Genomic DNA, 15422 nt, shown 5'->3' with positions numbered 1-15422 from the left:
TTGTTAATATAAAATAGAATGCTTACTGACGCTAGCCGAGTCGTTGTTTATCGGCTACGTCTACGATAATAACAGAGCGCCTTGAGACATTTTAGCGCTCATCACTAATACAAGGAATTAAGTATGGCACATTTACGTCTAGGTGACGCTGCACCAAATTTTGACGCTGTAACCACAGATGGTGATATTAATTTTTATGATTGGGCAGGGGATAGCTGGGTTGTATTGTTTTCGCATCCTGCAGACTATACGCCAGTTTGTACGACTGAACTTGGACGTACCGCAGCACTGGGCGGAGAGTTCCAAAAACGTAACGTCAAACCCATTGCGCTGTCAGTTGATAGTTTAGAAGATCATAAAGGCTGGGTCGGTGATATCGAAGAGACTCAGGGTACGGCGGTCAATTTCCCTATCATCGCGGACTCAGATCGCACGGTTGCAGATCTTTATGACATGATTCATCCAAACGCTGATAATACCGCCACAGTCAGAAGCGTCTTTATCATCGATCCAAACAAAAAAGTACGCTTAACGCTAACTTATCCTGCCAGCTGTGGTCGTAACTTTGATGAAATCGTTCGTATCATCGATGCGCTACAATTATCTGATGAATACAATGTCGCGACACCTGTAGACTGGCAAGATGGTGACGACGTTATTATTCCGCCAAGTGTCAAAAACGAAGATATCGCTGCTAACTACCCTAAAGGACATACAGAAATTAAGCCATATCTACGTACCACACCTGCACCAAATAAATAAGCTAAGTGCTATAGTCCGGTTGAATCATAGATTAAAGCCAAAAAACCTCATAACGCAAAGTTATGGGGTTTTTTACTAATATGCTGACAAGTATTAATAAGGCTTTGCTATGATAACTATAGTAGGCTATAACTAGTATTGATCACCCTTCCACGGAGTTTGCCATGAAGACATTGTATGTAACTCGTACTGCCCCTAATCCACGTAAAGCACTTATTTTACTAGCCTCAAAAGGTATCGACGTTGATAATATGGATGACATAAATGTCGTAGATATCGACTTTGCAGCCAATGAGCAGATGTCAGACGCTTTTACCCAAATGAATCCTATGCAAACGGTACCAGTATTAACCCTAGATGATGGTACTGTGCTTAATGACTCTCAAGCGGTTTGCGAATACCTTGATCGCGTTTATGGTGAGCGCTCAGTGATGGGCAATGACGTGGTACAACGTGCCCAAGTCTGCTCTATGCGCCGTATTGCTGAGTTTGAAGTTTTATACAACCTTATGCTGGCATTTCAACACAGTCATCCATCTAAAGCCCAGCGCGTTGAGCAAGTGCCAGAGTTTGTAACACCGTCTATAAACCGTGCGATCAAAGCACTGTCTTATTTTGAAAAAGCGTTAGATAGTCATGAGTACTTAGTTGGGGAGCAATTAAGCTTTGCTGATATTGTGCTATATTTAGGATTAGATTTTGGCAAGATTCTTAAGGTTAATCCCAATGAGCAAGGAGAAAATTTAGCGCGTTTTTATCAAATGATGAATGAGCGTTTTAATATCAAAAAAACGGCCAAACCTACAAAGAATTGCAGATAAAAAATCTCGGTATAACACTATATTTTATACAACATTTAATAATGGATAGCTAAGAAATTGGCTATCCATTGTTATTTAAAAAAATAATACGGACAGTTATATGTGAATATAAGAAAGTACCAAATAATAAAATTAAACATTTAGTTACATAAGGTAACGTAGTTATTCTTACAGTAGTTATACTATTTGATATCGTTCATATCACCTAATAAAAGAAACTGAATACTTGTAAGCAAGTTTAAATAACTGTCGTAAGAGAGATGTAACATGGTAAGTAAAATTTTAAAATTCTCTTTGCTGCCAAGTTTGCTAGCATCTAGCTTAGCGTTAACTGCCTGTAATAATACTTCAACCAATAATAATTCAAGCGATACTACTGTAGAAAACGCGGCTATCAATACTGATGCTCAATCAACACCTACTACTCAAAAACTTAGTGCTGAAGAAAAAATGAGTGCCAAGCTTGCTCGTTACCGCTGGACATTGAACACTGCAACTAATGCCGATACCCAGCCGATAACATCGTTAATGAATATTAACAACCAAGTTGTTTTAAACTTTAACAAATATCAAGGACAAAATACCATCAGCTATAGTGTAGGCTGCAATACTGTTAATGCTGTTTATCAGTTGCAAGATAATATACTGATGACTGAAGATGGTATGGGTACAAAAATGCTGTGTAATGATTTGAATACAGCTGAGAATAAACTAAATGAGTTAATGCAAAGTGAAAGCCAGCTAAGTTTGACAAATGAGGCGCCTCCAACTCTTACTCAAATCACAAGCGACAGCACTACTCTCGTTTGGAGAGGCAGAATGACAGCGCAAGCAAAATATAATAGTAGAGGTGAAACAATATTTTGGGCAGTGGACGCAAACACAAAACTTTGCCCCAATGATAAGGCGCAGAGTTGTTTACAAGTAAAACCTATTACCTATGATGATCAAGGTATTAAGATAGACGAAGGTGAGTGGACAGCGTTCAAAGGTAATATTGAAGGTTATGAGCATAACCCTGGTCATGATGAAATATTGCGCTTGCAGCGTTATAAGCTTGCAGCGGATGGCGACACAGATACAAAGTATGCTTATGTGCTTGATATGGTGATAGAAAGTTCGGTATCCAGTTAAATACAGTAGCTTAAAAAGCAAAACATGGCCATAAAAAGCACGTGCCTATATAGCGATAGCGCGTGCTTTTTGTTTAATGGTTACCGATATTACAATGTGTTGCTTGATCGCTCATATATAGGACAAACAAGTGCTTAACGCAAATTCCCCAAGTCCTCTTCGGTTAGACGCCAGCGGCCCTTTTTCTTAGAAGCACCGCGTCCACGCATAGAGCTATTGAGCAATAATTTATTCATCGAATGACTAGAGTGCGCATGGCAGATAGCACAGGCTAGGCCGTCAGCAGCATCTGCTTGTGGCACCACATCTAAAGATAATATTCGACAAACCATTTCTTGTACTTGCTCTTTAGCTGCTGCACCGTAACCGCAAACTGCTTGTTTGATTTGACGGGCGGTATATTCTGATACTTCTAAATCCAGTGCGACCATTGCTGCAATAGCAGCGCCGCGAGCTTGCCCAAGCTTGAGCGCAGAGTCGGGGTTTTCTGCCATAAATACTTGCTCAATAGCAGCATAAATAGGTTCATTGGCATATTTTAGATGATACTGGGTAATACGAGTTAGACCATTAAAGATACGCTTAAGACGTTCAGGCATCTCTTTTGTGTCAGTACGGATAGTACCTGCATCAATATAAGTTAGCTTGTCGCCCGTTTGCTGAATAACCCCGTAGCCCGTCATACGTGAGCCAGGATCAATGCCTATAATAATTGTCATAGTATTCCGTCTTGCTTTCATTTTTTTATGGCTTAAAAATCAACCTCAAGTTTGATAGTATAGCAATCAATCCCCATATACATGACATGTTAACCATTTTAATTTTATGGTGCTTAATTTTTTATTTGATAGGATGACACTTTATGGGTCAGATAGTTGGTATTGCCATCGTTTGGTTTATTATTGAGATGCTAATATGGTATTTGCTTGCTCAATTTATGAGTGGCTGGCTTGTGTTTATGTGGTTTATTGTCGCTGCTGTCATTGGTATTTCTCTTATTCGTAAAGGCATGTCGGCTCTTAATCCGATGGCTCAGCAGATGAAAGCAGGAGGTATGATGAACCCTGCCATGCGTCCGCAAGAATCGACGATGCTCAAAAGTGTGGCAATGGCGGCGGCTGGAATTTTACTATTAATTCCAGGTATTATTAGCGATGTGTTAGCGTTGCTCGTGGTGCTACCTCCTGTCCAGAAGAAGCTCAAAGATGTAGCCAATAACTATGTCATGAATAATCAACAAAAAATGATGGAGATGATGGCCAAACAGATGGGTGGGCAAATGGGCGGTCAAAACCCGTTCGGTGGGATGGGTGGTCAAAACCCATTCGGCGGTGCAGGTGGGATGGGTAGTCAAAACCCATTTGGACAACAGCAACAGAATCCATTTGGCGATGTGTTCAAACAACATACCACGGTTGATGGTACGGCTAAAAACATTCCAAAAGATGTCAAGAAAATTAGTAAGTCTGCCAATGATGAATAGTTTTTTAATCGGTAAATAAGAGATTAGTTAACGATCAGACATAAGAAAAGCCCCCTTGTTCAATAAACAAAGGGGCTTTTAATGGCGTAACCTAGAAGGTGCGACCGAATATAACAACCAGAGTGCCGCCGTAAAATGGTGACCCATGAACCGTGAAGTTCAGGGCGGATGTGTCACTGCCTCGGCAGGTTTCCTGATACACCGCAAGCGGTGCAGGCATACACAATGAAGCAATAGATAGCACATCCAGGTAAAGCATTATCGGCTCAGGGAATAAACATTCACTAGCTAACACTCTAGAATATTTTTATCTTAACCAATGATATAACTGATTGCAAGCTGATTTACAGATTGATACTTTGTCTTAATCTTCGTTTTACTTATCAACGGCTTTAATTTAGTAACGGTTTAAAAAGCTTCATAAAATATATTGACTGAAAAATGTTGAGTTTTCAGCTATTTTGAGTTTTGTGGTAGTATAGACACTTTAATCTAATACAGTACTATAGGCGTTCATTCATTTGAGGAGCGGTAATCTATGTCCAATATGCAACAACAAGCAGAACATACCACAGACAGTAAAGCTAAGTCTAATAACAATCCTAACAAAAAAGTGCCACATGTCCTAATGATACTAGATGGTTTTGGACATCGTGAGGAAGCTGAAGACAATGCCATTGCCGCCGCAAACATGCCAAATTTGGATAATATTTATCAGCAGTATCCGCATGGGCTTATATCAGCTTCAGGAGAAGATGTTGGTTTACCAGATGGTCAATTCGGTAATTCAGAAGTAGGGCATATGAATCTTGGTGCTGGCCGTGTTCTTTACCAAGACTCAACCCGTATCTCAAATGAGCTTAATAATCGCGAATTTTACAAAAATGACGCGTTGGTTGAAGCAGTAAAAGCGGCTAACGAGTTGGGTGGTAATGTTCATATTATGGGACTACTATCTGATGGTGGCGTGCACTCACATCAAGATCATATTGAAGGTATGTGTCATTCTGCATTGGTTCATGGGGCAAAAAACGTTTTTGTCCATTGCTTTTTAGATGGTCGCGATACGCCGCCAAAATCTGCGGATAAGTATATCAATCGTCTGCGTGACTATATTAATAAACTCAATGCCCATTATGAAGGCGGCCGCGTACAGATTGCCAGTATCATTGGGCGCTATTATGCGATGGATCGTGACAACCGCTGGGATCGTGTCCAAAAAGCCTATGAGCTTATTACTGAAGGAAAGGCTGATCGTCTAGCAACGCGAGCAGATGGGGCTGTCCAAGCGGCTTATAAAGCACGTGAGACCGATGAGTTTATCAGTCCAACGACCGTGATTGGACGTGATGAGATGCCATATACTGTTGAAGATAATGATGCATTAATATTTATGAACTTTCGTGCTGACCGTGCTCGTGAGCTTGCGCAAGCGTTTGTGCTACCAGATCATAAGTTTTCAGGTTTTGCTCGTCAAAAGCAGCCAAACCTTGCAGCTTTTGTGATGTTGACCAAGTACTCTGACGTTTTAGCAGATAACACTAAAACTAGCATAGCGTATTATCCAACCTCACTTACCAATACACTGGGTGAGTATCTGCAGAATCAGGGCAAAACCCAGCTGCGTATCGCTGAAACTGAAAAGTATGCGCATGTGACTTTCTTTTTTAGTGGTGGCCGTGAAGCAGAGTATGAGGGTGAAGAGCGTATCTTAGTGCCATCTCCAGATGTAGCCACTTATGACTTAAAACCAGAGATGAGTGCACCTGAGGTGACTGATAAGCTAGTGGCTGCTATAGAATCAGGAAAGTATGATGTGTTGGTTGTAAATTACGCCAATGGTGACATGGTCGGACATACAGGTATTTTTGAAGCAGCGGTACAAGCTGTGGAAGCGCTTGATGTATGTATCGGACGTATTGAATCAGCAGTACGGGCAGCTGGCGGTGATATGTTAATCACGGCAGACCATGGCAACTGCGAGCAGATGCAAGATTATGAAAGCGGGCAAGTGCATACTCAACATACGACAGAACATGTCCCTCTTATCTACGTTGGTGAGCAAAATATACGAGTACGTAGGGGAGGCAAGTTAAGCGATGTCGCTCCCACTATTTTGTCATTAATGAATATCGAACCACCAGCTGAGATGACAGGTAAGAGTTTGTTAATCCCTACTTTGTAGTAAACACGACTTTTTAGAAAAAAAGGGGAAAGACAGTATTTATCTTTCCCCTTTTTGTTTGCAATATTACGCTATTTTCTAATGGTGTCTTAATGCTATAGTCGATCCTACATAGAAAAAGTACAAAAATATAATAAGCTACTGAGCTAAATCTTGCATAGCATCGAGCTGTATAGGTACAGTAAATAAGTAAAAGTTATCTTAGTAGCATGGTACTTACCTTATACTGAAGCGCCTATATATTATCACTTGTTATCGTATCGCTGCTGTAGACCCATTAGCTTTTTTTAGGGCGTCGGCATTCATGTGGCAATGATAGATCTGTACATATTCTTTATCCTATACGAGTTTCTTTATGCCTTTATTACCTTTAAAACTACCAGCCATACTGCTCAAGTTTGATTTGGTACCGTTTGCTATCTGTGAGTCTGCGCTAAAGATAGGTTTAGTGGGAGTCCTTGGTATAACTGGTGTCAATATATCTGCACAGGCAGCCATTACAGAACCTGTAGGGATGGGTGTAAACACTGATAATCCTACTGCAGACTTGCAACTGATCAGCTTGAACATTGATGACAATACAGTAGGTAGTGACGCGGTAGGCGCAGATGACTTGAGTAGCGAGAATCAACCAACTGGTCAAACAGAGGATGATATAGATGCTGTAGCCGATGAGACAGCAGTTGATACAGTAGAAGATGATTTGTCTGATATACCAGCTGACGTTGCGCAGGTGTCCTTAAATGCAATCTCCCCTGAGACACTAAAAACCTTTGTCGCAGTAGTGGATTTAGTACGTCGTCAGTACGTCGATCCTGTCAATGATGAAGCGTTATTTGATAATGCGATGAGTGGTATGTTGACCAAGCTTGATAGCCATGCTGAATTTTTGGATGCTGAAGCGTATGAAAACTTACGCGCATTTACTGAAGGAGATGTTGGAGATGTTGGCTTAAAGGCAGTATATAAACCAGATGAGGGGTATTGGGTTGTAACTGATATTGTAGATGAGTCACCTGCTGATAAAAAAGGTATTACCGTTGGCGATTATATTCATCAGATTGGTGAGTTTAAGGTTGATGGTGATCGGCAGTCTGATGATGTAGAGCAGCTACTGAACGGAATTGCCGGTACGCAAGTTGATGTAACTGTGTCTAAAGCCGGTCGCCGCAAGCGTGTCATTACTTTGCAGCGCAATAATACTCACCAACAAGATATTGAGACGCGGCTTGTTAATGGTATTGCTGTTATCAAACTTCCCGCTTTTCAAAATAATACACGTGAAAAGATTTTACAAAGTCTAACCAGTCTTGATGCACCCATTACCGGAATACTGCTTGATGTGCGTGACAATCCAGGTGGCGTACTGACATCGGCTGTGAAAGTAGCCAGTCTATTTATGAACGACACTGACGTGGTGCAGGTAAAGAGTAGACAAAGTGAGCTACGTACTTTATCTACCCAAGATACAGCCTTACTTAAATCTTTACCTGTAGTGATTTTACAAAATCGTTATTCTGCTTCGGCAGCAGAAGTGCTGGCAAGTAGTCTACAGACACAGAAACGTGCAACTATCGTCGGTGAAGTCAGCTATGGTAAAGGGTCTGTACAGTCAGTCATACCGCTTAATAACGAACAAGCCGTCAAGTTGACTGTGGCTCATTATTTAACAGCAGCAGGCAAAAAGATAGATAAAATAGGTGTACAACCTGATATAGCACTATCTGGTAATGAGCGCACATGGGAGCAACAAGCTATCGATGTGTTGCGACCGCAAGTACACTCTTCAGGACTTCATTTTGTAAAAAAAGACAACACCTATAGCATGACTGATACTGAAAAAGGGGATTTATAAAAAGTGCTAAAAATAGTATCAGTGAGTTTTATTTGTTAATAAGGCTAGGGCGTTTATACTCATTCCATAACACTAATATAATCTAAGGTATTGCGCTACTCTTCATCAATCTCAAGCTTTTTCATCCGGTAGCGTAGCGAGCGAAAAGTCGTACCTAACAACTCTGCTGCTTGCGTCTTATTTCCATCAGTCTGATTAAGCGCCTTAATGATCAAACGTTTTTCTTGCTCCTGCAAATAGGCTTCTAGACCTTTTTGAGGCAATTCAGCTTCAGAAATACTGACGAGTGATGGTTGCGTATGTATGTCGTCAACAAACTGGTCAGGCTTGCGGCGGTCTTGGTTGTAGACAGATGAAGTATTAACACTGTCAGACTTAGTAGTAGACATCTGAAATGCTGAAGAATAACGTTGGCTATGAGTACGATATGGATGCAAATTGTTCGAAAGATGTCCGCTATTATCATTTTTGATGCTTTGTTTGGGGCCATCCACTTGTAATATCATAGGCTCATCATTTATTGTAGAGACAGTATTGATATCCTCGCGTTCTGCCATCTCTTTTGAGCCTACAGTATCGCTATCATTAAGTTTGGGCAACCCTAGATGGGTATCATTTATCATGGTAGTTTCTGCTAGAGTAATTGCACGCTCTAATATATTGCGCAGTTCACGAACGTTTCCAGCAAATTCATGCTGCTGCAGACGCTCGCAAGCACTTTCAGTCAGCTCTGCTGGTGTACCTAGCTGCCACTCTTCAGATATCAGCGCTAAAAAGTGCTTGGCGAGTAAAGGAATATCGTCACGGCGTGTATTGAGTGTGGGAAGCTTAAGCTCTATCACATTAATTCTATAGTACAAATCTTGCCGGAACTCTCCGTCTTTTACCAACTGGCTTAAGTCTTTATGGGTAGCTGATAAAATCCGAATATCTACAGGTACCTCTTTGGTGTCACCAATAGCGCGCACTGTCTTTTCTTGGATAGCACGTAATAGCTTTACTTGCATAGCAAGTGGTAAATCTGCCACTTCATCTAAAAATAATGTACCACCACTGGCTTGTTGAAACAAACCTTGCTTATCTGCAACCGCACCAGTAAAGCTACCTTTTTTATGGCCAAAAAACTCTGACTCCATAAGCTCAGATGGAATCGCACCACAGTTGACTGGGACAAAACTACCATCACGGCGTGGACTTAAATCATGGATGAGTCTGGCGACCACTTCTTTACCAGTACCAGAAGCACCTGATAAAAATACGGGCGCCTGTGAGCGGGCAAGCTTAATGATGGTGGTTTTTAGGGTTTGCATGACAGTAGAGTTGCCAATCAGGCGACTGTCTAATAACTGCTGTTCAGGCGTAATTTCATCAGTTGCTTGAACACTTTCATCTTGATGAATAACTTTGAGGGCATTTTCGACCAGTTGGCGTAGTCGCGGTAATTCAAGCGGCTTGTTCACAAAATCAAAAGCGCCAATCTTAAGTGCTTCAATAGCCAGATCCATACTACCGTGTGCCGTGATCACAGCAACTGGTGTATTAGAGCTACTACTAATCTGTTTAACCAACTCCAATCCTGAACCATCTGGCAGTTGTAAATCTGTCAAACAAAAGTCATAGTGGTTATTTTCTAGATAAGATTTTGCTTGCGATAAACTGTAAGCCACGTCACTTTTGATGCCCATCTTTGTCAGCGTAATTTGCATAAGTCGGCATAAATCTACTTCATCATCGACGACCAGCGCGATTGCTGTCATATACAACCTCATTATTGCTTAATTGATACAAGGGATTGAACGAATATTCATTATAAATAAAAAACCTTTATCTGTAAGACTTTTTATCTTTTATTAATTGCACACATGTGTTGTACTGACTATGGGTCAAAATCAATGTATTAGCAGTAGATGCATCATTGACACCTTGAACCTTAATATTCGTCATCCCATACTACTTCTGAACAAGAGCCCATGGGTGTGATTAAGCGAAAACAGGTCTTTTCGTGTTCAGCGACATACAGTAGCCTGGCATGATTGGCTTCGCTGAAGGCCTGAGACAAGTAAAGCCCCAGTCCCGTACCTGCTTTATCGGTAGTAAAAAACGGATCAAATAAGCGCTCTACATCAGCTGGAGCGATTTTTTCACCTTCATTTAAAACATCGATTATAACATCGTTCTGCACGCAATATATTTCCACCTCAGCATAAGCATGCGGATGTACAAGACCGCAATAACGCAAACCATTGTTGATTAAATTAATCAATATTTGCTCTAACTGATGATTATCAAACTGTATCACGGGATGAGAGATATCATGCAAAAAAATATCATTGCCACGAAAATAGTTCTCTAAAAATTGTGGCATCCAAGTTCCAAGCTCTATGGTCTGTTTGTTAGAGCGCTGCTGACGTGATAGTTTTAACACATCTTCAATAATACGATTAACACGTTTGGTTTGTGCAAATATCATCTTATACAGCTCATTATTACCACTAGTATTCATAGCAGTTTGACTGTGGCTCTCGTCTGCGTCAGCCACATCGTTCATATCTTCCAATAACAACTGACTGGCTTGTGAGATAGCAGCAAGTGGATTGCGAATTTCATGAGCAATGCTGGCTGTGAGCTGCCCTAAAGAGGCCAGCTTTAATTGTTGGGCATTGGCTTGTTCGCGGCGCAAATCTTCAAGCAATATCAATTGACTGCCATCTTCTAGCGGGATTACTTGTACACGCAGTTTGTTGGTAATAGACGCAGTGGCCGCTTCAGGCAATTCGTAAACAAAGTTCCTTGACTGATTAGTAGGGACAGATAAGCAACTGTTGAGTAGCGCTCTATGCTGATGGGCCAAGGCCTGTTGAAAAGCATATAATGGATTATGATGATTTTTAAAATTACGCTGCTGTTGCCTAAGAGTTGGTTTTGGATCCCTATAATTAGTAGGTACTTCTTTAAACGGTGATACTTCGGTCTCAGGAATACCTAGCAGCTGATAAGTTGCATGATTGGCCAACACAATGTGCTGCTTATCAATCACCATAATGCCGTTTAGCATCTGACTAATGACTTCTTGGTTAATCGTATTTAGACGCTCCACTTCCTCTGCTTGACGCGTTATAAACCTTTCGACATGCACCAAGCGCTGAGAGATTGACCAACTTAAAAAGCCAACTGCTAAAAAGCTGGCTGACATGAGTAGGGCATCACCTAAATTGGTCAGGCTCATACTATTGGAAATCGCGTGGAAAAATTGCTGATAAATGACGAATAAAATTGCAAGTAAGGTAATGACCAGCGCTTGTGAGCTACGCAGCAACATAAAACTGGCTGCTACCACAACCATATATAGCATTGCCAATTGTAAGTCTGGGGCGCCGTTGGTATATAGCAGCAAACTTAATACAATAACATCAATGCCTAGACCAAACACTAACTGGCGTTGTAACTGCTTGGTAGCAACTAAGAATAAACTGAGTAAAATCAAACTAAGAATGACGTAAAACCCAAGTGCAGTTTGTTGCAATAAGCTCAGTAATAACAAATCGGTGTCAGCTTTAATATTGGCATATGCCATTAATAGCAAAAACGCACTAACTACTAATCGATAACCATTATAAATTATCCCAAGCTTACGCAATTGTGATACAGGTAAAGTATTATCCTGCTTTAAAGTCTGAAAAATGACGTTGATGGTTCTAAAAGCAGATTTCATAAAATAACCGAAGGGGAGTAGTAATGAGCAATAGACCAATTAAAAGTACAGATAAGTCTAGTATTAAGGCTGAATCAGCCCATGGCGGATGGCTAGATGCGTCAATTTAACGTCACTATCTACCCCAACTTTTTCATAAATACGGTAGCGATAGGTGTTAATGGTTTTTACACTTACAAATAACTGGTCAGCAATTTGTTGAGGACTTTGACAGTTGACCACCATCATAGCAACCTGTTTTTCGCGATCACTTAGCAAGTCAAAAGGCGAAGAGGCATTATCTGATAGTAATACTTCTGCTAGCTGCTCGGCAACATCATGGCTGAAATAACGGCCACCTTGATATATTTTTTTGATACCGCGTATCATCTCATCAAGTGGTGTGCCTTTAGTAATATAACCATTGACCCCAGCTTTAAGAAGCATTGATGGGTATGGCTGCGCTGACATGCTACTTACCGCTAGTATTTTTATTCCCATGTCCAACTGTACCAAACGCTTTGTCGCCTCAAGACCACCGATATTAGGCATGTTGACATCCAATAAGACCACATCTGGACTAAGCTGCTTAGCAAGTTTTAATGCCATATCACCACTATCAGCTTCACCGACTACTTCAATATCTGCACTGTCAGACAACATCCGACTGATACCCATACGCACCAAGTCGTGATCATCTACTACTAATACTCGAATCATAGTTATACTCTTTACTATTTGATAGATTAATATGCAATAGAATAGCCAAACGCTAATGAAAGCTGGCTACAATACAAACATGTTATTTAATAGTGACTTGTCTTATATAGTTTAGTACAAGTATTTAATTCTATATCGATGTTGCTATTTATAATAATCTTGTTCTATAGTGACTTATATAAGATTGCTTTATTTACGGAAATAATACTTAACGATAACGGTAGAGAAAACTCAATACTTGACTAAGATATGGAACTATAACAAATATTTTTCGAGTATTATTTATTATTACCCAAATCCAAAGCAATTGTAGTAATCTTCGTATATATACAAAAAAATCTTGCGAAGTCAGCCTGATACGTTAAACTTATGTAAAAACCATGATACACTAAAAGTACAAAAACTCTATACGAGTGTCTACAAACACCATCAAAAACGCTACGTTACCCAATTGTGCATAATAATATGCAATTGATGTGAGACCAATAGCAGGGGGAAGAATGAAACATTTACCATTAACCAAACAGCAACTGGTTGCTGCCATGATTTCGTTAAGCTTAGGCAGTGCTGCACAAGCTGCGCTAAGTATTAATGGTAGCCCTGCTGAGTCTAGTGCACGCGTCAGTTGGGGCGGCGCTGATAGCTTATCAGAAGCACGCAACATTATGTACAGCTCTAAAAGTGCTACTACGCCTCTCAAAAAAGTCGACAATGGCTATGGCACTACCAGCATTACCAATTCTAACAGCTACGGTAGCAGTAGTAACAGATATAACACCACTTACCGTGGTAGTTTTGGTAGCAGTAGCATGATTCCGATCAGCACTGACTCACGCAGTGTAGCAGTAATCGATGCTGAAACTGGTGAGTCCATTTATGAAAAAGATGCAAATATTGCTCGTCCTATGGCCAGTATTACTAAGGTAATGACAGCAATGGTTGTGTTAGATGCGGGTCTTGATATGCGTGAAGAGATTACGCTTGATCCAGAGGATTTTGTAGGTCCTAAACGTGCAAGCTCACGTTTAAAGTCAGGCGATCGTATGAATCGTGCCGAACTGTTACTGATGTCTTTAATGAAGTCAGAAAATCCTGCTGCAAAAAGCTTAGCGCGTAATTATCCAGGTGGTTACAATGCCTTTATACGGGCCATGAACCGTAAAGCTCAAGAATTAGGAATGACAACGGCATTCTTTGGTGATCCAACTGGTCTTGATAAGCGTAATGTTGCTTCGTCAAATGATTTGGTAAAAATGGTACGTGCGGCTGGTAATTATGACGTTATTCGTCGTTTCTCTACTACCAAAAGCTACGACTTTTTTGTGGCCAATTATTCAAGTGGCAATCGTACTTATAAAGCCAATAATACCAGTAGCCTTGTGCGCTCAGGGAACTATCCAATTGGTATCTCCAAAACAGGCTTTATCAATGAGGCAGGTCGTTGCGTCGTCATGGAAACCCGTGTCAACAACCGCCCTGCTATTATTGTGATTTTGGGTGCTAATAGCTCAGCGACTCGCTGGGGTGATGCCAAAAACATTTTGACCAGTTTAGCCACGCGTCAGACAGTATAAGGTGCTGATATAAACGGTTGTAAAGCTAAAGTTTGTAGACAAAAAAGGCTGTTATCTAAGATAACGGTCTTTTTTTTATTAATTAAACTTAAGGATAAATAATGGCTAAAACATCAGTTTCGGATATACCAAAAAAAGGGCCTACATTGTATTTGCTGACTAACGATGATGAGTTTGATTTGCTTTATGCCAAGTTAGCGGCAGCTTTAGCGACAGGTACGATAGGGTTGTTACAAATCAGAAGAAAGCGGGTATTGGCACAGCCAAATGGTAAAGAGCAGTTGTATGGTGAAGCCGTAAAAATAGTCACACTGGCTAAACGATACAGGGTGCCAGTCATCATAAACGACGATGTTACTTTGGCTGCCAAGCTTGGCGTGGGGGTACATCTTGGACAACAAGATGGTGCTATCGACGAAGCTAAACAACAATTAAAAACCAACCAAATTATTGGTCGCACTTGTCATGGGAATATGGCCCTTATTGAAGAAGCGATTTCTTCAAACGCAACTTATATTGCTATGGGCGCTATATTTGCCTCATCTACTAAACCCAATGCCAACATTATTACTCGACAGCAACTTATCGATGGCTGCCAATATGCCACTCACAATAATACTGATGTTTGTCTTATCGGGGGACTAACGGCTGAAAATATTCGTCAATTAAAAGGACTGCCTATCGCTTATATTGCCGTGGTTGGGGATATCATGGATTTGCCTGTACAGTCGATAGAGAAGCGCTGTCAAGAGTGGCAACAGGCACTTACCAACTGGTAAATACCTGTCTAAAAATTCAATAGGGTGTTGTGCAAAAAGCCTATTCAGCGTGATCCATACATAAGGTAGCGTAAGGCAATGCTTCTAAACGCTTTTCTTCTATTGGTTCACCGCACACTTCACATTCACCGTAAGTGCCGTTTTCGATACGGCTTAAAGCGTTTTCGACATAAATAAGACTTTGTCTTGCTTCACCCAGTAAATTTTTTCGCATATCGTTTTGACGGTATGAGATGGCTTGATCATCCCAATGCTCGTTCAAGCTGTCTTGTGGATGTTGAATATGATCTTCAATTTTGTTGATGCGAGTTTCATATTCTTCTTTTAACTTTAATAAATCTTGTTTGGCAACGTCAAAATCAATGCTCATCATACTCTCCAAAGAGGTTGTTGTTGTTTTCTATAAAGTTATTATCTA

General features: G+C 40.6%; 13 protein-coding genes and 1 other RNA gene. 8 read left to right on the top strand and 6 right to left on the bottom strand.

From position 1 onward, the window contains the following. Positions 1-123 precede the first annotated feature (123 nt). The 3 genes from ACS8FB_RS04150 to ACS8FB_RS04140 all read left to right on the top strand — a co-directional run bounded on the left by ACS8FB_RS04150 (position 124) and on the right by ACS8FB_RS04140 (position 2717). On the top strand, positions 124-762 hold the full coding sequence (locus ACS8FB_RS04150) for a peroxiredoxin (RefSeq protein WP_439261156.1): 639 nt from the start codon (positions 124-126) through the stop codon (positions 760-762). Positions 763-926: 164 nt separating this feature from the next. Beyond that, the gene (locus tag ACS8FB_RS04145; RefSeq protein WP_439261154.1) at positions 927-1583 is read left to right on the top strand and encodes a glutathione S-transferase family protein; all 657 of its coding nucleotides are present in this window, start codon (positions 927-929) and stop codon (positions 1581-1583) included. 267 nt (positions 1584-1850) lie between these two features. Next, positions 1851-2717, top strand: coding sequence for a DUF4377 domain-containing protein (locus ACS8FB_RS04140; protein WP_439261152.1), 867 nt, complete (start codon positions 1851-1853; stop codon positions 2715-2717). A 134-nt stretch (positions 2718-2851) separates the two neighbouring features. On the opposite strand, the gene ruvC is transcribed toward ACS8FB_RS04140, so the two are convergent. Beyond that, positions 2852-3436 carry a crossover junction endodeoxyribonuclease RuvC gene (gene ruvC, locus ACS8FB_RS04135; RefSeq protein ID WP_299219227.1) on the bottom strand — a complete coding sequence of 195 codons (585 nt, stop codon included), beginning with the start codon at positions 3434-3436 and terminating at the stop codon, positions 2852-2854. 143 nt (positions 3437-3579) lie between these two features. Here ruvC and ACS8FB_RS04130 point away from each other — a divergent pair, with 143 nt between their 5' ends. Beyond that, on the top strand, positions 3580-4200 hold the full coding sequence (locus tag ACS8FB_RS04130) for an FxsA family protein (RefSeq protein WP_439261149.1): 621 nt from the start codon (positions 3580-3582) through the stop codon (positions 4198-4200). Between the two features lie 110 nt (positions 4201-4310). On the opposite strand, the gene ssrS is transcribed toward ACS8FB_RS04130, so the two are convergent. Further along, positions 4311-4506: non-coding RNA, 6S RNA (gene ssrS / locus ACS8FB_RS04125), on the bottom strand. A 241-nt stretch (positions 4507-4747) separates the two neighbouring features. Between ssrS and gpmI the strand changes: the two genes are divergently transcribed. Together gpmI and ACS8FB_RS04115 are read left to right on the top strand one after the other, a co-directional pair. Next, a complete protein-coding gene (gene gpmI / locus ACS8FB_RS04120) occupies positions 4748-6385 on the top strand; it encodes a 2,3-bisphosphoglycerate-independent phosphoglycerate mutase (protein WP_439261298.1) in 1638 nt (545 codons plus the stop codon). A 355-nt stretch (positions 6386-6740) separates the two neighbouring features. Then, on the top strand, positions 6741-8240 hold the full coding sequence (locus tag ACS8FB_RS04115; protein ID WP_439261147.1) for a S41 family peptidase: 1500 nt from the start codon (positions 6741-6743) through the stop codon (positions 8238-8240). 95 nt (positions 8241-8335) lie between these two features. Here the strand turns inward: ACS8FB_RS04115 and ACS8FB_RS04110 are convergent, their stop codons facing one another. From ACS8FB_RS04110 to ACS8FB_RS04100, 3 genes are all read right to left on the bottom strand, one after another. Next, positions 8336-9997: a sigma-54-dependent transcriptional regulator gene (locus ACS8FB_RS04110; protein WP_439261146.1), complete on the bottom strand. Its 1662-nt coding sequence runs from the start codon at positions 9995-9997 to the stop codon at positions 8336-8338. Between the two features lie 173 nt (positions 9998-10170). Then, positions 10171-11952 carry a sensor histidine kinase gene (locus tag ACS8FB_RS04105; RefSeq protein WP_439261145.1) on the bottom strand — a complete coding sequence of 594 codons (1782 nt, stop codon included), beginning with the start codon at positions 11950-11952 and terminating at the stop codon, positions 10171-10173. Positions 11953-12015: 63 nt separating this feature from the next. Further along, on the bottom strand, positions 12016-12651 hold the full coding sequence (locus tag ACS8FB_RS04100; RefSeq protein WP_299219237.1) for a response regulator: 636 nt from the start codon (positions 12649-12651) through the stop codon (positions 12016-12018). A gap of 500 nt (positions 12652-13151) precedes the next feature. Between ACS8FB_RS04100 and ACS8FB_RS04095 the strand changes: the two genes are divergently transcribed. Together ACS8FB_RS04095 and ACS8FB_RS04090 are read left to right on the top strand one after the other, a co-directional pair. After that, positions 13152-14225: a serine hydrolase gene (locus tag ACS8FB_RS04095; protein ID WP_299219239.1), complete on the top strand. Its 1074-nt coding sequence runs from the start codon at positions 13152-13154 to the stop codon at positions 14223-14225. Positions 14226-14326: 101 nt separating this feature from the next. Continuing rightward, on the top strand, positions 14327-15004 hold the full coding sequence (locus tag ACS8FB_RS04090) for a thiamine phosphate synthase (protein ID WP_439261144.1): 678 nt from the start codon (positions 14327-14329) through the stop codon (positions 15002-15004). 40 nt (positions 15005-15044) lie between these two features. Here the strand turns inward: ACS8FB_RS04090 and ACS8FB_RS04085 are convergent, their stop codons facing one another. Beyond that, positions 15045-15374, bottom strand: a complete 330-nt coding sequence (locus tag ACS8FB_RS04085; protein WP_439261143.1) for a TraR/DksA family transcriptional regulator — start codon at positions 15372-15374, stop codon at positions 15045-15047. Between the last annotated feature and the right edge of the window lie 48 nt (positions 15375-15422).

This window comes from Psychrobacter sp. 1U1, from assembly GCF_051847535.1.
Taxonomy (GTDB): Bacteria; Pseudomonadota; Gammaproteobacteria; order Pseudomonadales; family Moraxellaceae; genus Psychrobacter; species Psychrobacter saeujeotis.
Note: the sequence above shows the minus strand (reverse complement) of the source record. Positions and strands in the feature narration are given on the sequence as shown.